We start from the raw sequence: 20,300 nt of genomic DNA, 5'->3' as shown, positions 1-20,300 counted from the left end.
AAAGGCCCGAGGCCAGCGGCAACCCGGGTAGGGCTGCCGCTGGCACAGGCATTAGCTGTTGGAGTGATCAATCTTGATGGTCGGGTCTGCGCCGGAGATCAACGAGTTGATCGTGGTATTCGACCAGTTCACCCCATCGAGCTTGATGGTGACATCAGCGTTGGCCAAGTTACCGGCGTCATTGAGCTTGCCTTCGGAACTGACCTGCAGCGTAGAAACGCCATCGACAGTGGTGATTTTCAGGTAATTGTCGATAGTACTGGCCTTCTCGCCCTGAAGCAGATCGCTCAGGTCAAGACGGTCGCCTTCGACAGGCTTGAAGTCCTTGACCACATCATGGCCCGTCTCGCCGGCTTTCCATACAAAGGTATCGGCGCCGCTGCTTCCCATCAGGAGATCATTACCATAGCCTCCGGACACCGTGTGGTTGTCACTCTGGGTGAAGAGGATACTCTCGTTATCACTGCCCAGCAGCGACAGCGTTGCAGCCTGCGACACCGGAGCCCCTGGACCCGTTGCATCAATCGTGATGTTCAAATGCGCCGAATCCGTATCACCATCGGCCTGGGTCAGTTTGTACTCGAACTGATCCGTGTGCCCCACATTGTCCTTGTTGTTAACCGGTGTATAGGTATAGGAGCCATCGCTCTTTATGACCAAATCACCATAGCTACCCGTAACTGTGGTACCCCCTACCGGGACATCTACCCAAGAGCCATTGACCTTGACCGACAAGGTTGAGGTTTCGCCGCTGGCACCCCAAAGGTCGTTTGCCTGCACCGAGCCGGTGACCGGTGTTGCTGACCACTCGATACTCGTAGCACCCGGCACATTGACTTTGAAGTTGTCGAATATCACCGTGGCCAGTTTGCTGAAGGAATTCCCACTACCATCATGCACGTCAAGGAGTATCCGATACAGGGTGTTGGCATCCAGTGCACCGGTAGTAACCGTTCCCGTCGAGGAGTAGATGGATTGGCTCTGCACGGAGGACCAGTTGTTACCACCATCCGTACTCTTGAAGAGCGTCCATGTTGCAGTATCACCGTTATTGAAGTAGCTGGTGCTGGTCGAGAACGACAACGTTTCTCCAGCAACCGCGCCCGTCTTGTAGGTTGGCGTCAGCGCTTGGGCATCGCCGGGGGCACTGCCGTTAGTATCCGTCAGTGTCAAGTCACTGTAATAGTTGTCGCGTACTGCATCCAGACTAATGTTGCTGTTGATGGACGTGGACTGCCAATTGTTAAGTGACGCCTTCAGAACATCATTGCTCGACAGGTCTGTCAGGTTCTGATCAACAATATTGGTGAACTTCCACTGATTAGATTCGCCACTGGAGAAATTCGCCAACGTTGTGGTCGTATCCGCTGCGGCGACTGTCTTCGATACCAACGTAGCCGTTACATTGTCGTCGGTGGCAATCGGATCGCTACGATCATTGACTGTCAGCGTCAACGTCGAAGAGGCTGTCGCGCCATTGGCATCCTTCAAGGTGACATTCAGTACGGCCTGAAGGGACGTAGGGGTATCGAAATTGTCTTTCCCGCTAAAGGTGTAGGTCCCATCGGCCTTGATAATCACCTTACCGACATTACCAAGGTCAATCGTCTTCACGTCGTTGGCATTGGAGAACGTGTAGGTCACATTATTGAACTCAACGGACACCAGCTTCCAACCATCCGCTGCCCAACCGGCAGTACCACCGGTGTCATTACCGGTGACATCACCCGATGCAACGCTGCCGCCGGCACTGGTCACCAATGCGTTAGTCAAGGCGCTGAGTGTGGTGTCCACCACCAGCACGTGGTTGTCATTCGCCCCACTGGTGATGGTGCCGGTTTTCTCGCCAGGCTGCCAGGCAATCGGCTCCAGATAGTTCTTGTCGCTATTGCTCAAGCCACCAAAGCCCACCGCAAAGGAGTCACTGAACCCTTTGTTTTCAAGGAAGTTGATCCAGGTGGACTCAGGCGCCGCCCCATCGTTGGGCACGCCATCCGACATGAAGATGCTAACCAGCTTGCCGCCACCCGCTGGAGGTGCCGTGAAATTATTGATTACGCTATTCAGTGCATCGTTGTAGTCGGTACTGCCAGTTGCCTGCATCTTGTTGATCGCAGCCATGGCGTCGTCAAGATTGGTGAACCAACCGCCATCTTTGCCCGAGCTATGGAACGTCGCGCTACTGGAAAACGAGACAATGAACACCGAGTGCACAGCGCCAGATGCGAAGAGGTTCTGAACCGCAACCTTTAGCATTTCCATACGCGAGGTGAATGGGCCGGAACCGTCAGGGTCGCTGCCATTCTGTCCATTGCCCTTAGGCCCCATACTGCCAGAGCGGTCAATTACCAGAACCACATCGCTACCGCCAGCCGTTCCGCTTTCCAGGATAGACGCGCTATCGCCGGTGATGGTTGGACCCTGGTCATTGTCGAGGATCGTTCCGGTGGCCGCATTCTGATTGCCGACTGCCAAATTCTCGAACACGTTGTTAGTGTCCGTCACACCCTTGATGGTGGCGGTCAACGATTCGCTGTTTTCAATCCTGGTGTCGTCAACGGTCTGTACAGGGAACGTAACGCTACTTGAACCACCGCCGATAGTCACACTGGTTGGCAGCGAGCCATTCACATCACCAGCGTCCGCAGTACCGCTCCAATCCAGGTTCACGGAGACCGACTTACCACTCGGAACTGTTACGGCATTACCGTCCTTGTCTACCAGCTCAACCTTATAGGTCAGCACACCGCCCTCGGTGACGGAGCCTGTACCAGCAAGGCTGATCTTGGCGAAGACTGTATCGGGCGTGTCAGCAACGGTGGCTGTTGTGCTAGCACCGGCCAGGCTGACGCCCTCGAAGTTACCGCCGTTCACCGCAGTAACCGTTGCAGAGAGGCTGCTGGCGTCTCTGTAGACGTCTTCAACGTTGGTGTTCGGCACGACCAGGGTGCCTTTACCGCTGGCATCCACGTTCACGGTGTAGTCAGTACCACCGACATTGACGGTCAGGGTAGTGGTGCCCTGTGGCGGGTTGCTCAGCTGGAAGTTGAAGGTGACGTTGGCGTCGCCTTCCTTCGCAGCATCAGCGGTCACCGCCACGGTGGTGGTCTGGATCGTGTCAGCAATCGTTGCGGTGCCGGTGGCACTGCTCAGGTCGGTCGCTTCGTAGTTGCCGCCGTTCACCGCCGTAACGGTTGCGGTCAGGTTGCTGGCGTCGGTGTAGACGTCTTCAACGTTGGTGTTCGGTACGACCAGGGTGCCTTTACCGCTGGCATCCACGTTCACGGTGTACTCGGTACCGCCGACGTTGACGGTCAGGGTAGTGGTGCCCTGTGGCGGGTTGCTCAGCTGGAAGTTGAAGGTGACGTTGGTGTCGCCTTCCTTCGCCGGATCCGCAGTGACCGCCACGGTGGTGGTGTCGACGGTGTCCTGGACCTCAGCGGTGCCGGTGGCACCGCTCAGGTCGGTCGCTTCGTAGTTGCCGCCGTTCACTGCGGTGACGGTCGCGGTCAGATCACTGGCGTTGTAGACGTCGTCAACGTTGGTGTTCGGCACGACCAGGGTGCCTTTACCGCTGGCATCCACGTTCACGGTGTAGTCAGTACCACCGACATTGACGGTCAGGGTAGTGGTGCCCTGTGGCGGGTTGCTCAGCTGGAAGTTGAAGGTGACGTTGGCGTCGCCTTCCTTCGCAGCATCAGCGGTCACCGCCACGGTGGTGGTCTGGATCGTGTCAGCAATCGTTGCGGTGCCGGTGGCACTGCTCAGGTCGGTCGCTTCGTAGTTGCCGCCGTTCACCGCCGTAACGGTTGCGGTCAGGTTGCTGGCGTCGGTGTAGACGTCTTCAACGTTGGTGTTCGGTACGACCAGGGTGCCTTTACCGCTGGCATCCACGTTCACGGTGTACTCGGTACCGCCGACGTTGACGGTCAGGGTAGTGGTGCCCTGCGGCGGGTTGCTCAACTGGAAGTTGAAGGTGACGTTGGTGTCGCCTTCCTTCGCCGGATCCGCAGTGACCGCCACGGTGGTGGTGTCGACGGTGTCCTGGACCTCAGCGGTGCCGGTGGCACCGCTCAGGTCGGTCGCTTCGTAGTTGCCGCCGTTCACTGCGGTGACGGTCGCGGTCAGATCACTGGCGTTGTAGACGTCGTCAACGTTGGTGTTCGGCACGACCAGGGTGCCTTTACCGCTGGCATCCACGTTCACGGTGTAGTCAGTACCACCGACATTGACGGTCAGGGTAGTGGTGCCCTGTGGCGGGTTGCTCAGCTGGAAGTTGAAGGTGACGTTGGCGTCGCCTTCCTTCGCAGCATCAGCGGTCACCGCCACGGTGGTGGTCTGGATCGTGTCAGCAATCGTTGCGGTGCCGGTGGCACTGCTCAGGTCGGTCGCTTCGTAGTTGCCGCCGTTCACCGCCGTAACGGTTGCGGTCAGGTTGCTGGCGTCGGTGTAGACGTCTTCAACGTTGGTGTTCGGTACGACCAGGGTGCCTTTACCGCTGGCATCCACGTTCACGGTGTACTCGGTACCGCCGACGTTGACGGTCAGGGTAGTGGTGCCCTGCGGCGGGTTGCTCAACTGGAAGTTGAAGGTGACGTTGGTGTCGCCTTCCTTCGCCGGATCCGCAGTGACCGCCACGGTGGTGGTGTCGACGGTGTCCTGGACCTCAGCGGTGCCGGTGGCACCGCTCAGGTCGGTCGCTTCGTAGTTGCCGCCGTTCACTGCGGTGACGGTCGCGGTCAGATCACTGGCGTTGTAGACGTCGTCAACGTTGGTGTTCGGCACGACCAGGGTGCCTTTACCGCTGGCATCCACGTTCACGGTGTAGTCAGTACCACCGACATTGACGGTCAGGGTAGTGGTGCCCTGTGGCGGGTTGCTCAGCTGGAAGTTGAAGGTGACGTTGGCGTCGCCTTCCTTCGCAGCATCAGCGGTCACCGCCACGGTGGTGGTCTGGATCGTGTCAGCAATCGTTGCGGTGCCGGTGGCACTGCTCAGGTCGGTCGCTTCGTAGTTGCCGCCGTTCACCGCCGTAACGGTTGCGGTCAGGTTGCTGGCGTCGGTGTAGACGTCTTCAACGTTGGTGTTCGGTACGACCAGGGTGCCTTTACCGCTGGCATCCACGTTCACGGTGTACTCGGTACCGCCGACGTTGACGGTCAGGGTAGTGGTGCCCTGCGGCGGGTTGCTCAACTGGAAGTTGAAGGTGACGTTGGTGTCGCCTTCCTTCGCCGGATCCGCAGTGACCGCCACGGTGGTGGTGTCGACGGTGTCCTGGACCTCAGCGGTGCCGGTGGCACCGCTCAGGTCGGTCGCTTCGTAGTTGCCGCCGTTCACTGCGGTGACGGTCGCGGTCAGATCACTGGCGTTGTAGACGTCGTCAACGTTGGTGTTCGGCACGACCAGGGTGCCTTTACCGCTGGCATCCACGTTCACGGTGTAGTCAGTACCACCGACATTGACGGTCAGGGTAGTGGTGCCCTGTGGCGGGTTGCTCAGCTGGAAGTTGAAGGTGACGTTGGCGTCGCCTTCCTTCGCAGCATCAGCGGTCACCGCCACGGTGGTGGTCTGGATCGTGTCAGCAATCGTTGCGGTGCCGGTGGCACTGCTCAGGTCGGTCGCTTCGTAGTTGCCGCCGTTCACCGCCGTAACGGTTGCGGTCAGGTTGCTGGCGTCGGTGTAGACGTCTTCAACGTTGGTGTTCGGTACGACCAGGGTGCCTTTACCGCTGGCATCCACGTTCACGGTGTACTCGGTACCGCCGACGTTGACGGTCAGGGTAGTGGTGCCCTGTGGCGGGTTGCTCAGCTGGAAGTTGAAGGTGACGTTGGTGTCGCCTTCCTTCGCCGGATCCGCAGTGACCGCCACGGTGGTGGTGTCGACGGTGTCCTGGACCTCAGCGGTGCCGGTGGCACCGCTCAGGTCGGTCGCTTCGTAGTTGCCGCCGTTCACTGCGGTGACGGTCGCGGTCAGATCACTGGCGTTGTAGACGTCGTCAACGTTGGTGTTCGGCACGACCAGGGTGCCTTTACCGCTGGCATCCACGTTCACGGTGTAGTCAGTACCACCGACATTGACGGTCAGGGTAGTGGTGCCCTGTGGCGGGTTGCTCAGCTGGAAGTTGAAGGTGACGTTGGCGTCGCCTTCCTTCGCAGCATCAGCGGTCACCGCCACGGTGGTGGTCTGGATCGTGTCAGCAATCGTTGCGGTGCCGGTGGCACTGCTCAGGTCGGTCGCTTCGTAGTTGCCGCCGTTCACCGCCGTAACGGTTGCGGTCAGGTTGCTGGCGTCGGTGTAGACGTCTTCAACGTTGGTGTTCGGTACGACCAGGGTGCCTTTACCGCTGGCATCCACGTTCACGGTGTACTCGGTACCGCCGACGTTGACGGTCAGGGTAGTGGTGCCCTGCGGCGGGTTGCTCAACTGGAAGTTGAAGGTGACGTTGGTGTCGCCTTCCTTCGCCGGATCCGCAGTGACCGCCACGGTGGTGGTGTCGACGGTGTCCTGGACCTCAGCGGTGCCGGTGGCACCGCTCAGGTCGGTCGCTTCGTAGTTGCCGCCGTTCACTGCGGTGACGGTCGCGGTCAGATCACTGGCGTTGTAGACGTCGTCAACGTTGGTGTTCGGCACGACCAGGGTGCCTTTACCGCTGGCATCCACGTTCACGGTGTAGTCAGTACCACCGACATTGACGGTCAGGGTAGTGGTGCCCTGTGGCGGGTTGCTCAGCTGGAAGTTGAAGGTGACGTTGGCGTCGCCTTCCTTCGCAGCATCAGCGGTCACCGCCACGGTGGTGGTCTGGATCGTGTCAGCAATCGTTGCGGTGCCGGTGGCACTGCTCAGGTCGGTCGCTTCGTAGTTGCCGCCGTTCACCGCCGTAACGGTTGCGGTCAGGTTGCTGGCGTCGGTGTAGACGTCTTCAACGTTGGTGTTCGGTACGACCAGGGTGCCTTTACCGCTGGCATCCACGTTCACGGTGTACTCGGTACCGCCGACGTTGACGGTCAGGGTAGTGGTGCCCTGCGGCGGGTTGCTCAACTGGAAGTTGAAGGTGACGTTGGTGTCGCCTTCCTTCGCCGGATCCGCAGTGACCGCCACGGTGGTGGTGTCGACGGTGTCCTGGACCTCAGCGGTGCCGGTGGCACCGCTCAGGTCGGTCGCTTCGTAGTTGCCGCCGTTCACTGCGGTGACGGTCGCGGTCAGATCACTGGCGTTGTAGACGTCGTCAACGTTGGTGTTCGGCACGACCAGGGTGCCTTTACCGCTGGCATCCACGTTCACGGTGTAGTCAGTACCACCGACATTGACGGTCAGGGTAGTGGTGCCCTGTGGCGGGTTGCTCAGCTGGAAGTTGAAGGTGACGTTGGCGTCGCCTTCCTTCGCAGCATCAGCGGTCACCGCCACGGTGGTGGTCTGGATCGTGTCAGCAATCGTTGCGGTGCCGGTGGCACTGCTCAGGTCGGTCGCTTCGTAGTTGCCGCCGTTCACCGCCGTAACGGTTGCGGTCAGGTTGCTGGCGTCGGTGTAGACGTCTTCAACGTTGGTGTTCGGTACGACCAGGGTGCCTTTACCGCTGGCATCCACGTTCACGGTGTACTCGGTACCGCCGACGTTGACGGTCAGGGTAGTGGTGCCCTGCGGCGGGTTGCTCAACTGGAAGTTGAAGGTGACGTTGGTGTCGCCTTCCTTCGCCGGATCCGCAGTGACCGCCACGGTGGTGGTGTCGACGGTGTCCTGGACCTCAGCGGTGCCGGTGGCACCGCTCAGGTCGGTCGCTTCGTAGTTGCCGCCGTTCACTGCGGTGACGGTCGCGGTCAGATCACTGGCGTTGTAGACGTCGTCAACGTTGGTGTTCGGCACGACCAGGGTGCCTTTACCGCTGGCATCCACGTTCACGGTGTAGTCAGTACCACCGACATTGACGGTCAGGGTAGTGGTGCCCTGTGGCGGGTTGCTCAGCTGGAAGTTGAAGGTGACGTTGGCGTCGCCTTCCTTCGCAGCATCAGCGGTCACCGCCACGGTGGTGGTCTGGATCGTGTCAGCAATCGTTGCGGTGCCGGTGGCACTGCTCAGGTCGGTCGCTTCGTAGTTGCCGCCGTTCACCGCCGTAACGGTTGCGGTCAGGTTGCTGGCGTCGGTGTAGACGTCTTCAACGTTGGTGTTCGGTACGACCAGGGTGCCTTTACCGCTGGCATCCACGTTCACGGTGTACTCGGTACCGCCGACGTTGACGGTCAGGGTAGTGGTGCCCTGCGGCGGGTTGCTCAACTGGAAGTTGAAGGTGACGTTGGTGTCGCCTTCCTTCGCCGGATCCGCAGTGACCGCCACGGTGGTGGTGTCGACGGTGTCCTGGACCTCAGCGGTGCCGGTGGCACCGCTCAGGTCGGTCGCTTCGTAGTTGCCGCCGTTCACTGCGGTGACGGTCGCGGTCAGATCACTGGCGTTGTAGACGTCGTCAACGTTGGTGTTCGGCACGACCAGGGTGCCTTTACCGCTGGCATCCACGTTCACGGTGTAGTCAGTACCACCGACATTGACGGTCAGGGTAGTGGTGCCCTGTGGCGGGTTGCTCAGCTGGAAGTTGAAGGTGACGTTGGCGTCGCCTTCCTTCGCAGCATCAGCGGTCACCGCCACGGTGGTGGTCTGGATCGTGTCAGCAATCGTTGCGGTGCCGGTGGCACTGCTCAGGTCGGTCGCTTCGTAGTTGCCGCCGTTCACCGCCGTAACGGTTGCGGTCAGGTTGCTGGCGTCGGTGTAGACGTCTTCAACGTTGGTGTTCGGTACGACCAGGGTGCCTTTACCGCTGGCATCCACGTTCACGGTGTACTCGGTACCGCCGACGTTGACGGTCAGGGTAGTGGTGCCCTGCGGCGGGTTGCTCAACTGGAAGTTGAAGGTGACGTTGGTGTCGCCTTCCTTCGCCGGATCCGCAGTGACCGCCACGGTGGTGGTGTCGACGGTGTCCTGGACCTCAGCGGTGCCGGTGGCACCGCTCAGGTCGGTCGCTTCGTAGTTGCCGCCGTTCACTGCGGTGACGGTCGCGGTCAGATCACTGGCGTTGTAGACGTCGTCAACGTTGGTGTTCGGCACGACCAGGGTGCCTTTACCGCTGGCATCCACGTTCACGGTGTAGTCAGTACCACCGACATTGACGGTCAGGGTAGTGGTGCCCTGTGGCGGGTTGCTCAGCTGGAAGTTGAAGGTGACGTTGGCGTCGCCTTCCTTCGCAGCATCAGCGGTCACCGCCACGGTGGTGGTCTGGATCGTGTCAGCAATCGTTGCGGTGCCGGTGGCACTGCTCAGGTCGGTCGCTTCGTAGTTGCCGCCGTTCACCGCCGTAACGGTTGCGGTCAGGTTGCTGGCGTCGGTGTAGACGTCTTCAACGTTGGTGTTCGGTACGACCAGGGTGCCTTTACCGCTGGCATCCACGTTCACGGTGTACTCGGTACCGCCGACGTTGACGGTCAGGGTAGTGGTGCCCTGCGGCGGGTTGCTCAACTGGAAGTTGAAGGTGACGTTGGTGTCGCCTTCCTTCGCCGGATCCGCAGTGACCGCCACGGTGGTGGTGTCGACGGTGTCCTGGACCTCAGCGGTGCCGGTGGCACCGCTCAGGTCGGTCGCTTCGTAGTTGCCGCCGTTCACTGCGGTGACGGTCGCGGTCAGATCACTGGCGTTGTAGACGTCGTCAACGTTGGTGTTCGGCACGACCAGGGTGCCTTTACCGCTGGCATCCACGTTCACGGTGTAGTCAGTACCACCGACATTGACGGTCAGGGTAGTGGTGCCCTGTGGCGGGTTGCTCAGCTGGAAGTTGAAGGTGACGTTGGCGTCGCCTTCCTTCGCAGCATCAGCGGTCACCGCCACGGTGGTGGTCTGGATCGTGTCAGCAATCGTTGCGGTGCCGGTGGCACTGCTCAGGTCGGTCGCTTCGTAGTTGCCGCCGTTCACCGCCGTAACGGTTGCGGTCAGGTTGCTGGCGTCGGTGTAGACGTCTTCAACGTTGGTGTTCGGTACGACCAGGGTGCCTTTACCGCTGGCATCCACGTTCACGGTGTACTCGGTACCGCCGACGTTGACGGTCAGGGTAGTGGTGCCCTGTGGCGGGTTGCTCAGCTGGAAGTTGAAGGTGACGTTGGTGTCGCCTTCCTTCGCCGGATCCGCAGTGACCGCCACGGTGGTGGTGTCGACGGTGTCCTGGACCTCAGCGGTGCCGGTGGCACCGCTCAGGTCGGTCGCTTCGTAGTTGCCGCCGTTCACTGCGGTGACGGTCGCGGTCAGATCACTGGCGTTGTAGACGTCGTCAACGTTGGTGTTCGGCACGACCAGGGTGCCTTTACCGCTGGCATCCACGTTCACGGTGTAGTCAGTACCACCGACATTGACGGTCAGGGTAGTGGTGCCCTGTGGCGGGTTGCTCAGCTGGAAGTTGAAGGTGACGTTGGCGTCGCCTTCCTTCGCAGCATCAGCGGTCACCGCCACGGTGGTGGTCTGGATCGTGTCAGCAATCGTTGCGGTGCCGGTGGCACTGCTCAGGTCGGTCGCTTCGTAGTTGCCGCCGTTCACCGCCGTAACGGTTGCGGTCAGGTTGCTGGCGTCGGTGTAGACGTCTTCAACGTTGGTGTTCGGTACGACCAGGGTGCCTTTACCGCTGGCATCCACGTTCACGGTGTACTCGGTACCGCCGACGTTGACGGTCAGGGTAGTGGTGCCCTGCGGCGGGTTGCTCAACTGGAAGTTGAAGGTGACGTTGGTGTCGCCTTCCTTCGCCGGATCCGCAGTGACCGCCACGGTGGTGGTGTCGACGGTGTCCTGGACCTCAGCGGTGCCGGTGGCACCGCTCAGGTCGGTCGCTTCGTAGTTGCCGCCGTTCACTGCGGTGACGGTCGCGGTCAGATCACTGGCGTTGTAGACGTCGTCAACGTTGGTGTTCGGCACGACCAGGGTGCCTTTACCGCTGGCATCCACGTTCACGGTGTAGTCAGTACCACCGACATTGACGGTCAGGGTAGTGGTGCCCTGTGGCGGGTTGCTCAGCTGGAAGTTGAAGGTGACGTTGGCGTCGCCTTCCTTCGCAGCATCAGCGGTCACCGCCACGGTGGTGGTCTGGATCGTGTCAGCAATCGTTGCGGTGCCGGTGGCACTGCTCAGGTCGGTCGCTTCGTAGTTGCCGCCGTTCACCGCCGTAACGGTTGCGGTCAGGTTGCTGGCGTCGGTGTAGACGTCTTCAACGTTGGTGTTCGGTACGACCAGGGTGCCTTTACCGCTGGCATCCACGTTCACGGTGTACTCGGTACCGCCGACGTTGACGGTCAGGGTAGTGGTGCCCTGCGGCGGGTTGCTCAACTGGAAGTTGAAGGTGACGTTGGTGTCGCCTTCCTTCGCCGGATCCGCAGTGACCGCCACGGTGGTGATGTCGACGGTGTCCTGGACCTCAGCGGTGCCGGTGGCACCGCTCAGGTCGGTCGCTTCGTAGTTGCCGCCGTTCACTGCGGTGACGGTCGCGGTCAGATCACTGGCGTTGTAGACGTCGTCAACGTTGGTGTTCGGCACGACCAGGGTGCCTTTACCGCTGGCATCCACGTTCACGGTGTAGTCAGTACCACCGACATTGACGGTCAGGGTAGTGGTGCCCTGTGGCGGGTTGCTCAGCTGGAAGTTGAAGGTGACGTTGGCGTCGCCTTCCTTCGCAGCATCAGCGGTCACCGCCACGGTGGTGGTCTGGATCGTGTCAGCAATCGTTGCGGTGCCGGTGGCACTGCTCAGGTCGGTCGCTTCGTAGTTGCCGCCGTTCACCGCCGTAACGGTTGCGGTCAGGTTGCTGGCGTCGGTGTAGACGTCTTCAACGTTGGTGTTCGGTACGACCAGGGTGCCTTTACCGCTGGCATCCACGTTCACGGTGTACTCGGTACCGCCGACGTTGACGGTCAGGGTAGTGGTGCCCTGCGGCGGGTTGCTCAACTGGAAGTTGAAGGTGACGTTGGTGTCGCCTTCCTTCGCCGGATCCGCAGTGACCGCCACGGTGGTGGTGTCGACGGTGTCCTGGACCTCAGCGGTGCCGGTGGCACCGCTCAGGTCGGTCGCTTCGTAGTTGCCGCCGTTCACTGCGGTGACGGTCGCGGTCAGATCACTGGCGTTGTAGACGTCGTCAACGTTGGTGTTCGGCACGACCAGGGTGCCTTTACCGCTGGCATCCACGTTCACGGTGTAGTCAGTACCACCGACATTGACGGTCAGGGTAGTGGTGCCCTGTGGCGGGTTGCTCAGCTGGAAGTTGAAGGTGACGTTGGCGTCGCCTTCCTTCGCAGCATCAGCGGTCACCGCCACGGTGGTGGTCTGGATCGTGTCAGCAATCGTTGCGGTGCCGGTGGCACTGCTCAGGTCGGTCGCTTCGTAGTTGCCGCCGTTCACCGCCGTAACGGTTGCGGTCAGGTTGCTGGCGTCGGTGTAGACGTCTTCAACGTTGGTGTTCGGTACGACCAGGGTGCCTTTACCGCTGGCATCCACGTTCACGGTGTACTCGGTACCGCCGACGTTGACGGTCAGGGTAGTGGTGCCCTGCGGCGGGTTGCTCAACTGGAAGTTGAAGGTGACGTTGGTGTCGCCTTCCTTCGCCGGATCCGCAGTGACCGCCACGGTGGTGATGTCGACGGTGTCCTGGACCTCAGCGGTGCCGGTGGCACCGCTCAGGTCGGTCGCTTCGTAGTTGCCGCCGTTCACTGCGGTGACGGTCGCGGTCAGATCACTGGCGTTGTAGACGTCGTCAACGTTGGTGTTCGGCACGACCAGGGTGCCTTTACCGCTGGCATCCACGTTCACGGTGTAGTCAGTACCACCGACATTGACGGTCAGGGTAGTGGTGCCCTGTGGCGGGTTGCTCAGCTGGAAGTTGAAGGTGACGTTGGCGTCGCCTTCCTTCGCAGCATCAGCGGTCACCGCCACGGTGGTGGTCTGGATCGTGTCAGCAATCGTTGCGGTGCCGGTGGCACTGCTCAGGTCGGTCGCTTCGTAGTTGCCGCCGTTCACCGCCGTAACGGTTGCGGTCAGGTTGCTGGCGTCGGTGTAGACGTCTTCAACGTTGGTGTTCGGTACGACCAGGGTGCCTTTACCGCTGGCATCCACGTTCACGGTGTACTCGGTACCGCCGACGTTGACGGTCAGGGTAGTGGTGCCCTGCGGCGGGTTGCTCAACTGGAAGTTGAAGGTGACGTTGGTGTCGCCTTCCTTCGCCGGATCCGCAGTGACCGCCACGGTGGTGGTGTCGACGGTGTCCTGGACCTCAGCGGTGCCGGTGGCACCGCTCAGGTCGGTCGCTTCGTAGTTGCCGCCGTTCACTGCGGTGACGGTCGCGGTCAGATCACTGGCGTTGTAGACGTCGTCAACGTTGGTGTTCGGCACGACCAGGGTGCCTTTACCGCTGGCATCCACGTTCACGGTGTAGTCAGTACCACCGACATTGACGGTCAGGGTAGTGGTGCCCTGTGGCGGGTTGCTCAGCTGGAAGTTGAAGGTGACGTTGGCGTCGCCTTCCTTCGCAGCATCAGCGGTCACCGCCACGGTGGTGGTCTGGATCGTGTCAGCAATCGTTGCGGTGCCGGTGGCACTGCTCAGGTCGGTCGCTTCGTAGTTGCCGCCGTTCACCGCCGTAACGGTTGCGGTCAGGTTGCTGGCGTCGGTGTAGACGTCTTCAACGTTGGTGTTCGGTACGACCAGGGTGCCTTTACCGCTGGCATCCACGTTCACGGTGTACTCGGTACCGCCGACGTTGACGGTCAGGGTAGTGGTGCCCTGCGGCGGGTTGCTCAACTGGAAGTTGAAGGTGACGTTGGTGTCGCCTTCCTTCGCCGGATCCGCAGTGACCGCCACGGTGGTGGTGTCGACGGTGTCCTGGACCTCAGCGGTGCCGGTGGCACCGCTCAGGTCGGTCGCTTCGTAGTTGCCGCCGTTCACTGCGGTGACGGTCGCGGTCAGATCACTGGCGTTGTAGACGTCGTCAACGTTGGTGTTCGGCACGACCAGGGTGCCTTTACCGCTGGCATCCACGTTCACGGTGTAGTCAGTACCACCGACATTGACGGTCAGGGTAGTGGTGCCCTGTGGCGGGTTGCTCAGCTGGAAGTTGAAGGTGACGTTGGCGTCGCCTTCCTTCGCAGCATCAGCGGTCACCGCCACGGTGGTGGTGTCGATGGTGTCGGTGATCTGGGTGACTGCAGGTGTTGTGCTCGGGGTAACCACCAGGCCACCACCGCCACTGGTGCCAGTGATGGTGGCGGAGATTTCGCTGCCATCGATGTACACCGTGTCATTCGGCGGAATTTCTACGTTGACGCTGCCGGTCAGCTGGCCGGCGCTGATAACAATCACCTGGCCGTTGGACAAGGTGATAGTCAGGTCGGTCAATGGCGCTTGAGTCAGGGTCGCCGTGTAGGTCAACACACCGCCCGCTTCAGTGATGCTCGGGGTAGCGGTAAGGGTCAGGTCGGCGGCACGCAACGGCGTGGTGGCATCAGCAGCCGTATTCAGAACCAGCGGGCCTTGCTCTTGCTGGACAGCGGCCGTCTGGAAGGCCAAGCCTTCGGTAGGGAAGCCAATGGTCGGGTCGACTGAAGCAGCGGTCTCATCGAGCATAACGAAGCTGTGGCCACCACCGACTGCACCGCCACCACCGCCAGCTGCAGTGGGACCTGCCGCCGTGGCTTCCAGCTCAGTGGTCGGGTCAGCACCGGCCGCGATCGCTTGTTGCAACTCGTCAACCGACGGGGCTTGTTGCGCCGTAGCCTCAGCCAGATCGGTGGTGCTGTCTGGAGCATCGGCACTCCACTGCATGTCGCGCCCGAGATCGAGCGTGCGGCCATCAGCCAGTTCCAGGGTTACGGCACCGGCCAGACCGGTCAGTACCTGCTCGCCGACGAACAAACGGTCGCCTTCGATGAGTACACGCTGAATCCCCTCTGGGGAAACCGCGATTACTTGACCAACAATGCTTTTGACAACGGCAACAACACTGCTCATAAGACTCTCCGGACTAACCGTTCAAATTGGCTTCCATGCCCGAGCGACGCTGACTTGCCGCAATCAGATGGAATGTTCTGTGAGGCGTTTTTGACACTGCAACTGTCAAAATAATGACTAAGAAGTTTGGTAATTAACTTAATGCCAAACTATTGACCTTCTGATCGCCATCCTAAACAATCGGATACGTAATGTCACATTGATATTTGAACGGTCACCAGTCTTCCTTCGTACGATCCTAGTAGCATCTCGGAAATTTCCGACGTAAGGTCCGCACGGTTGCCATTATTAAATGCGGCAAGGCCACTTGCTGTGATTTGGGACAAGATGTCCCCGGGAAAAAGTAAATGCGATCGCTCCTTCTGACTGCTCTTCCTTTCACCCTTGCCGCCAGTTTTGTTCAAGCGCAAAGCCTGCCGGAAGCTATGCAGCGCGCTATCGAAGTCCACCCGGAAGTTCAAGCTGGGGTTAACAGCAGAACCGCCGCCGACTATCAATTGCGCGCAGCCCAGGGCGGCTATTTGCCGCGGGTTGATGTATTGGCAGGTTACGGCCGCGAAGGCACCGACAGCCCGAGCACTCGCATCGGTAACCGTAGCAACGATTGGGAAACACTCAACCGTGGCGAAGCCAGTGTGCGTCTTCGACAAATGGTCTTCGACGGCTTCGCCACATCCAGTGAAGTCGGTCGTCAACAAGCCACCGTCAACTCACGCGCCTATGCCCTGATGGGCACGTCCGAGCGCACGGCGCTCAACGTTGCCCAGGTGTATCTGGACGTGCTGACCCGTCGCGACATGGTGCGTCTGGCCGAAGACAACCTGCGCAGCCATGAACGCATCTTCGATCAAATCAAGCTGCGGACCGCACGGGGTGTTGGTCGCCTGGCCGATATGGATCAGGCCGAAGCGCGCCTGGCGCAGGCCCGCAACAACCTGATCACTGAACAAACCAACCTGGCTGACGCACAAACCAACTACCTGAGCGTAGTTGGTCAAATGCCAGACGAAATCAGCACGCCGCCGGCCTTCATCGACATGCTGCCAGCCAGCCTGGATGAAGCACGCCAGCAAATGCTGGAAAGCAGCCCGATCCTGCGATCGGCGGAGTCCGATATCGCCGCTGCAGAGAAGCAGTACGATGCTGCAAAATCGTCGTTCTACCCGCGTTTCGATGCTGAACTGGGGCGCAGTGCCGACAACAACATCGATGGTGTCAGCGGTCATAACAATGACTGGCAGGCCATGCTGCGCATGAGTTTCAACCTGTATGCCGGTGGCAGCAACAAAGCGGACCTGGAGTCCAAGTCCTATCAGGCAAACCAAGCGCTGGATATTCGTAACAATGCCTTGCGCCAGCTCAATGAAGAATTGGGCCTGGCATGGAATGCTATGAACAACGCCAATGCCCAAGTGCCGATTGCGCAGAAGTACGTTGATTACAGCAGCAGTGTTCGCACCGCTTACCAGAAACAGTTCAGCTTGGGCGAGCGTACATTGCTTGACCTGCTCGATAGCGAGAACGAGTTGTTCACCGCCCAGCGCCGCCTGGCAGAGGTGAAGAACAGTCAGCTGTTTACTCAGTATCGAATCAAGGCGACCATTGGCCAGCTCCTCAAGAGCCAGGGCGTTGTGGCGCCAATGGCAACTGTCGTGCAGAACGACATGAAGCCTCAGGTAAACCTGCCCGGCATGAACTGAGGCCAGCCCTCATGTCCAACCGTATTTGCTAAGAGATTGCCGCGTGGAATCAGAAGTCAGTCGAGTCCAGCTCACCCATGATCCACGCAGCCAGCACGACGACCCGTTGCTGGACAGCCTGCTGTCGCTCTGTGTGTTGCACCAGAAACCTGCCAGCCGGGCGATGCTCACCACCGGTTTACCGCTGCCCTCGCAGCGGTTGAGCCCGGAGCTACTGCCTCGCGCCGCTGCCCGGGCAGGCTTGCAAGGTCGCTTGCTGCAACGCAAGCTGGAGCAGATACCCAACATCGCCATGCCGGCGATGTTGCTGCTCAAGGATGGCCGCAGCACGATCCTGCTCGGCTGGGAAAACGAAGGTACTGCACGTCTATTGCTCAGCGAGAGCGACGGCGGTGAGGTACATGTCAGCCGCGAAGCGCTGCTGGCCGATTACAGTGGCCGGGTTTTCTTTGCCCAGCCGCAGCATAAGTTCGACGTCAACCATGGCAACCTGATCCCCAGGGCGCGCTCATGGTTCCGTGACACCCTCAAGCGCTCGCGCTGGCTTTATGCCGACGCCATCGCCGCCAGCCTGGTCATCAACCTGATCGCCATGGCCGCACCGCTGTTCGTGATGAACGTCTACGACCGCGTAGTTCCCAACCAGGCCACCTCGACCCTTTGGGTGCTGGCCATCGGTATTACCGGGGCCTACCTCTTCGACCTGATCCTCAAGGGCCTGCGCAGCCTTTGCCTGGACCTGGCCGGGAAGAAAACCGACCTGATCATCTCCGCCACGCTGTTCGAGCGTATTGTCGGTATGGCAATGAAGTACCGCCCGGCCCGGGTCGGTAGCTTCGCCCAGAACATCCATGAATTTCAGGGCCTGCGCGACTTCCTTGCGTCGCTGACCCTGACCAGCCTGATCGACCTGCCATTCACCCTGCTGATCCTCTTGGTGATCGCCATCATCGGCGGCCATCTGGTCTGGATTCCCATCGTTGCCTTCCCGCTGGCTCTGGGCATTGGCCATGCATTGCAAAAACCGCTGGTTGCAACGCTGGAACGCACCATGGCGCTGGGCTCCGAGCGCCAATCGAGCCTGATCGAAACCCTCGCAGGGCTGGATGCAGTCAAGGTCAACAACGCCGAAAGCGAACGCCAGTACATGTGGGAGCAGACCATCGGTACGCTTAGCCGCCTGGAGCTGCGTGTAAAGGTGCTGTCGGGCCTGGCCATGAACATCACCTTGCTGATCCAGCAGTTGGCCGGCGTGGCGCTGATCTGCTTCGGCGTCTACCAGATCATGGACGGCCACCTCAGCATGGGCGGCCTGATCGCCTGCTACATGCTCAATGGACGCGCCATGGCCCCCCTGAGCCAACTGGCCGGGTTGCTGACCCGTTACCAGCAGGCCAAGGTCACCATGGTCTCGGTTGACCAGATGATGGAGCTGCCGCAAGAGCGCAACTTCGAAGAGCGCCCACTGAGCCGCCAGGTACTGCAAGGTGCCATTGAGTTCCGCGGGGTTGATTTCACCTACCCGAACCAGCAGAACGTTGCGCTCAAGGGCATCAACCTGGTGATCCGGCCAGGCGAGAAGATCGGCATCATCGGCCGTAGCGGCTCAGGCAAGAGCTCGCTGGCCAAGTTGATTGTCGGCCTCTACGAAGCAGACGCCGGCTCGTTGCTGGTCGATGGCGTGGACATCCGTCAGATCGATGTGAGCGAGCTGCGCCACAATATCGGCTATGTCCCTCAGGACATCCAGCTGCTGTCCGGCACATTGCGCGACAACCTGGTCAGCGGTGCCCGCTATATCGAGGACGAAATGGTTCTGCAAGCGGCCGAGCTCTCTGGCGTGCATGAGTTTGCCAGGCTGCACCCGCAGGGCTACGAGCTGCAGGTCGGCGAGCGCGGCCAGAACCTCTCCGGCGGCCAGCGACAGAACGTTGCATTAGGCCGGGCCTTGCTGCTGAACCCACAGATCCTGTTGCTGGACGAGCCGACCAGCGCCATGGACAACACCGGTGAAGAGCGCCTCAAGCAGCGCCTGCAAGCGGTTATCGAGAACAAGACCGTCGTACTGGTCACGCACCGTGCTTCGCTGTTGTCGCTGGTCGACCGGCTGATCGTGATTGATCGCGGGCAGATTGTCGCGGATGGCCCGAAAGCCGCCGTAATGGATGCGCTGAAAAAGGGGCAGATCAGTGTTGCTTAAGTCTGGAGCAGGTCGCATCAAGGACGTACTGAGTAACTACTTCAAAGGCTCGGAGTCGCTCCATGGGCAACCCTTGCCTGAGGTCAACAAAGCCCTGATCGAGGATGCACCGCGCATTGTGCGGCTGACCATCTGGGGCGTAATCGGTTTTTTCCTGTTCATGGGGCTCTGGGCCAACTTCGCGATCATTGATGAAGTGACACGCGGCGATGGCAAGGCCATTCCGTCCTCAAAACTGCAGAAAATCCAGAACCTGGAAGGCGGTATCGTTGCCGAGATCTATGCCCACGAAGGCGAGATTGTCGAAGCCGGCGCGCCACTGCTGCGCCTGGACGATACTCGGTTCGTGTCCAACGTTGGCGAGACAGAAGCCGACCGTTTGGCCATGGCCCTGCGCGTCGAACGCTTGAGCGCCGAGGTCGAGGATCGCCCATTGCATATCGCCGATGAAATCCGCAAAGCCGCGCCCAATCAGGCCAACAACGAGGAATCGTTGTACCAGAGTCGGCGCCAGCAGTTGCAGAACGAGATCGGCGGTTTGCAGGAGCAACTGGTACAGCGCCAGCAGGAACTGCGCGAATTCAGCTCCAAGCAGGCGCAGTACCGCAACAGCCTTCAGCTGCTGCGTCAGGAAATCAACATGTCCGAACCGTTGGTGTCCCAGGGCGCGATTTCTCCGGTTGAGGTGCTACGCCTCAAGCGGGCCGAAGTGGAAAACCGAGGCCAACTGGATGCAACCTCTCTGGCCATCCCACGCGCCGAGTCCGCCATCAAGGAAGTCGAACGCAAGATCGACGAAACCCGTGGCAAGTTCCGCAGCGAGGCCCTGACCCAACTGAACGAAGCCCGCACGGACCTGAGCAAGGCCCAGGCAACCGGCAAGGCGCTGGAGGATCGGGTCAGCCGTACGCTGGTTACTTCGCCGGTGCGCGGTATCGTCAAACAACTGCTGGTCAACACGATTGGTGGCGTCATTCAACCCGGTAGTGATCTTGTCGAGATCGTGCCGCTGGATGACACACTGCTGGTGGAGGCGCGGATCCGTCCACAGGACATCGCCTTCCTCCACCCTGGCCAGGACGCCATGGTGAAGTTCACCGCCTATGACTTCACCATCTATGGCGGGCTGAAAGCCCGGCTGGAGCAGATCGGCGCCGACACTATCACCGACGAAGACGGCAACACGTTCTATGTGATCAAACTGCGTACTGATCGTAGCCACTTGGGCACTGACGAAAAACCGCTGCTGATTATCCCCGGCATGGTCGCATCAGTGGATATCATTACCGGCAAGAAAAGCGTGTTGAGCTACCTGCTCAAGCCGATCATCCGGGCACGGGCCGAGGCCTTGCGCGAGCGTTGATTGGGCTGCGCTGTCCCTGAGCAATTAC

General features: G+C 60.3%; 4 protein-coding genes. 3 read left to right on the top strand and 1 reads right to left on the bottom strand.

Translation table 11 applies throughout. From position 1 onward, the window contains the following. Positions 1 to 51: 51 nt before the first annotated feature. On the bottom strand, positions 52 to 15,009 hold the full coding sequence (locus CS390_RS00885) for an immunoglobulin-like domain-containing protein (protein ID WP_099773262.1): 14,958 nt from the start codon (positions 15,007 to 15,009) through the stop codon (positions 52 to 54). Between the two features lie 347 nt (positions 15,010 to 15,356). Here CS390_RS00885 and CS390_RS00880 point away from each other — a divergent pair, with 347 nt between their 5' ends. The 3 genes from CS390_RS00880 to CS390_RS00870 are packed head-to-tail and all read left to right on the top strand — an operon-like array spanning position 15,357 to position 20,272. Beyond that, entirely contained in the window at positions 15,357 to 16,709 is a 1,353-nt protein-coding gene (locus tag CS390_RS00880) for a TolC family outer membrane protein (RefSeq protein WP_099773261.1), read from the top strand. A 43-nt stretch (positions 16,710 to 16,752) separates the two neighbouring features. Continuing rightward, positions 16,753 to 18,909, top strand: a complete 2,157-nt coding sequence (locus CS390_RS00875) for a type I secretion system permease/ATPase (RefSeq protein WP_065761708.1) — start codon at positions 16,753 to 16,755, stop codon at positions 18,907 to 18,909. Further along, entirely contained in the window at positions 18,899 to 20,272 is a 1,374-nt protein-coding gene (locus CS390_RS00870; RefSeq protein WP_065761709.1) for an HlyD family type I secretion periplasmic adaptor subunit, read from the top strand. Before CS390_RS00875 ends, CS390_RS00870 begins: the two co-directional genes overlap by 11 nt. The last annotated feature ends 28 nt before the right edge of the window (positions 20,273 to 20,300 follow it).

The organism is Pseudomonas sp. HLS-6, assembly GCF_002753995.1.
Classification (GTDB): Bacteria; Pseudomonadota; Gammaproteobacteria; order Pseudomonadales; family Pseudomonadaceae; genus Aquipseudomonas; species Aquipseudomonas defluvii.
The sequence above is the reverse complement of the archived record's forward strand: the minus strand, read 5'-3'. Positions and strand labels throughout refer to the sequence as shown.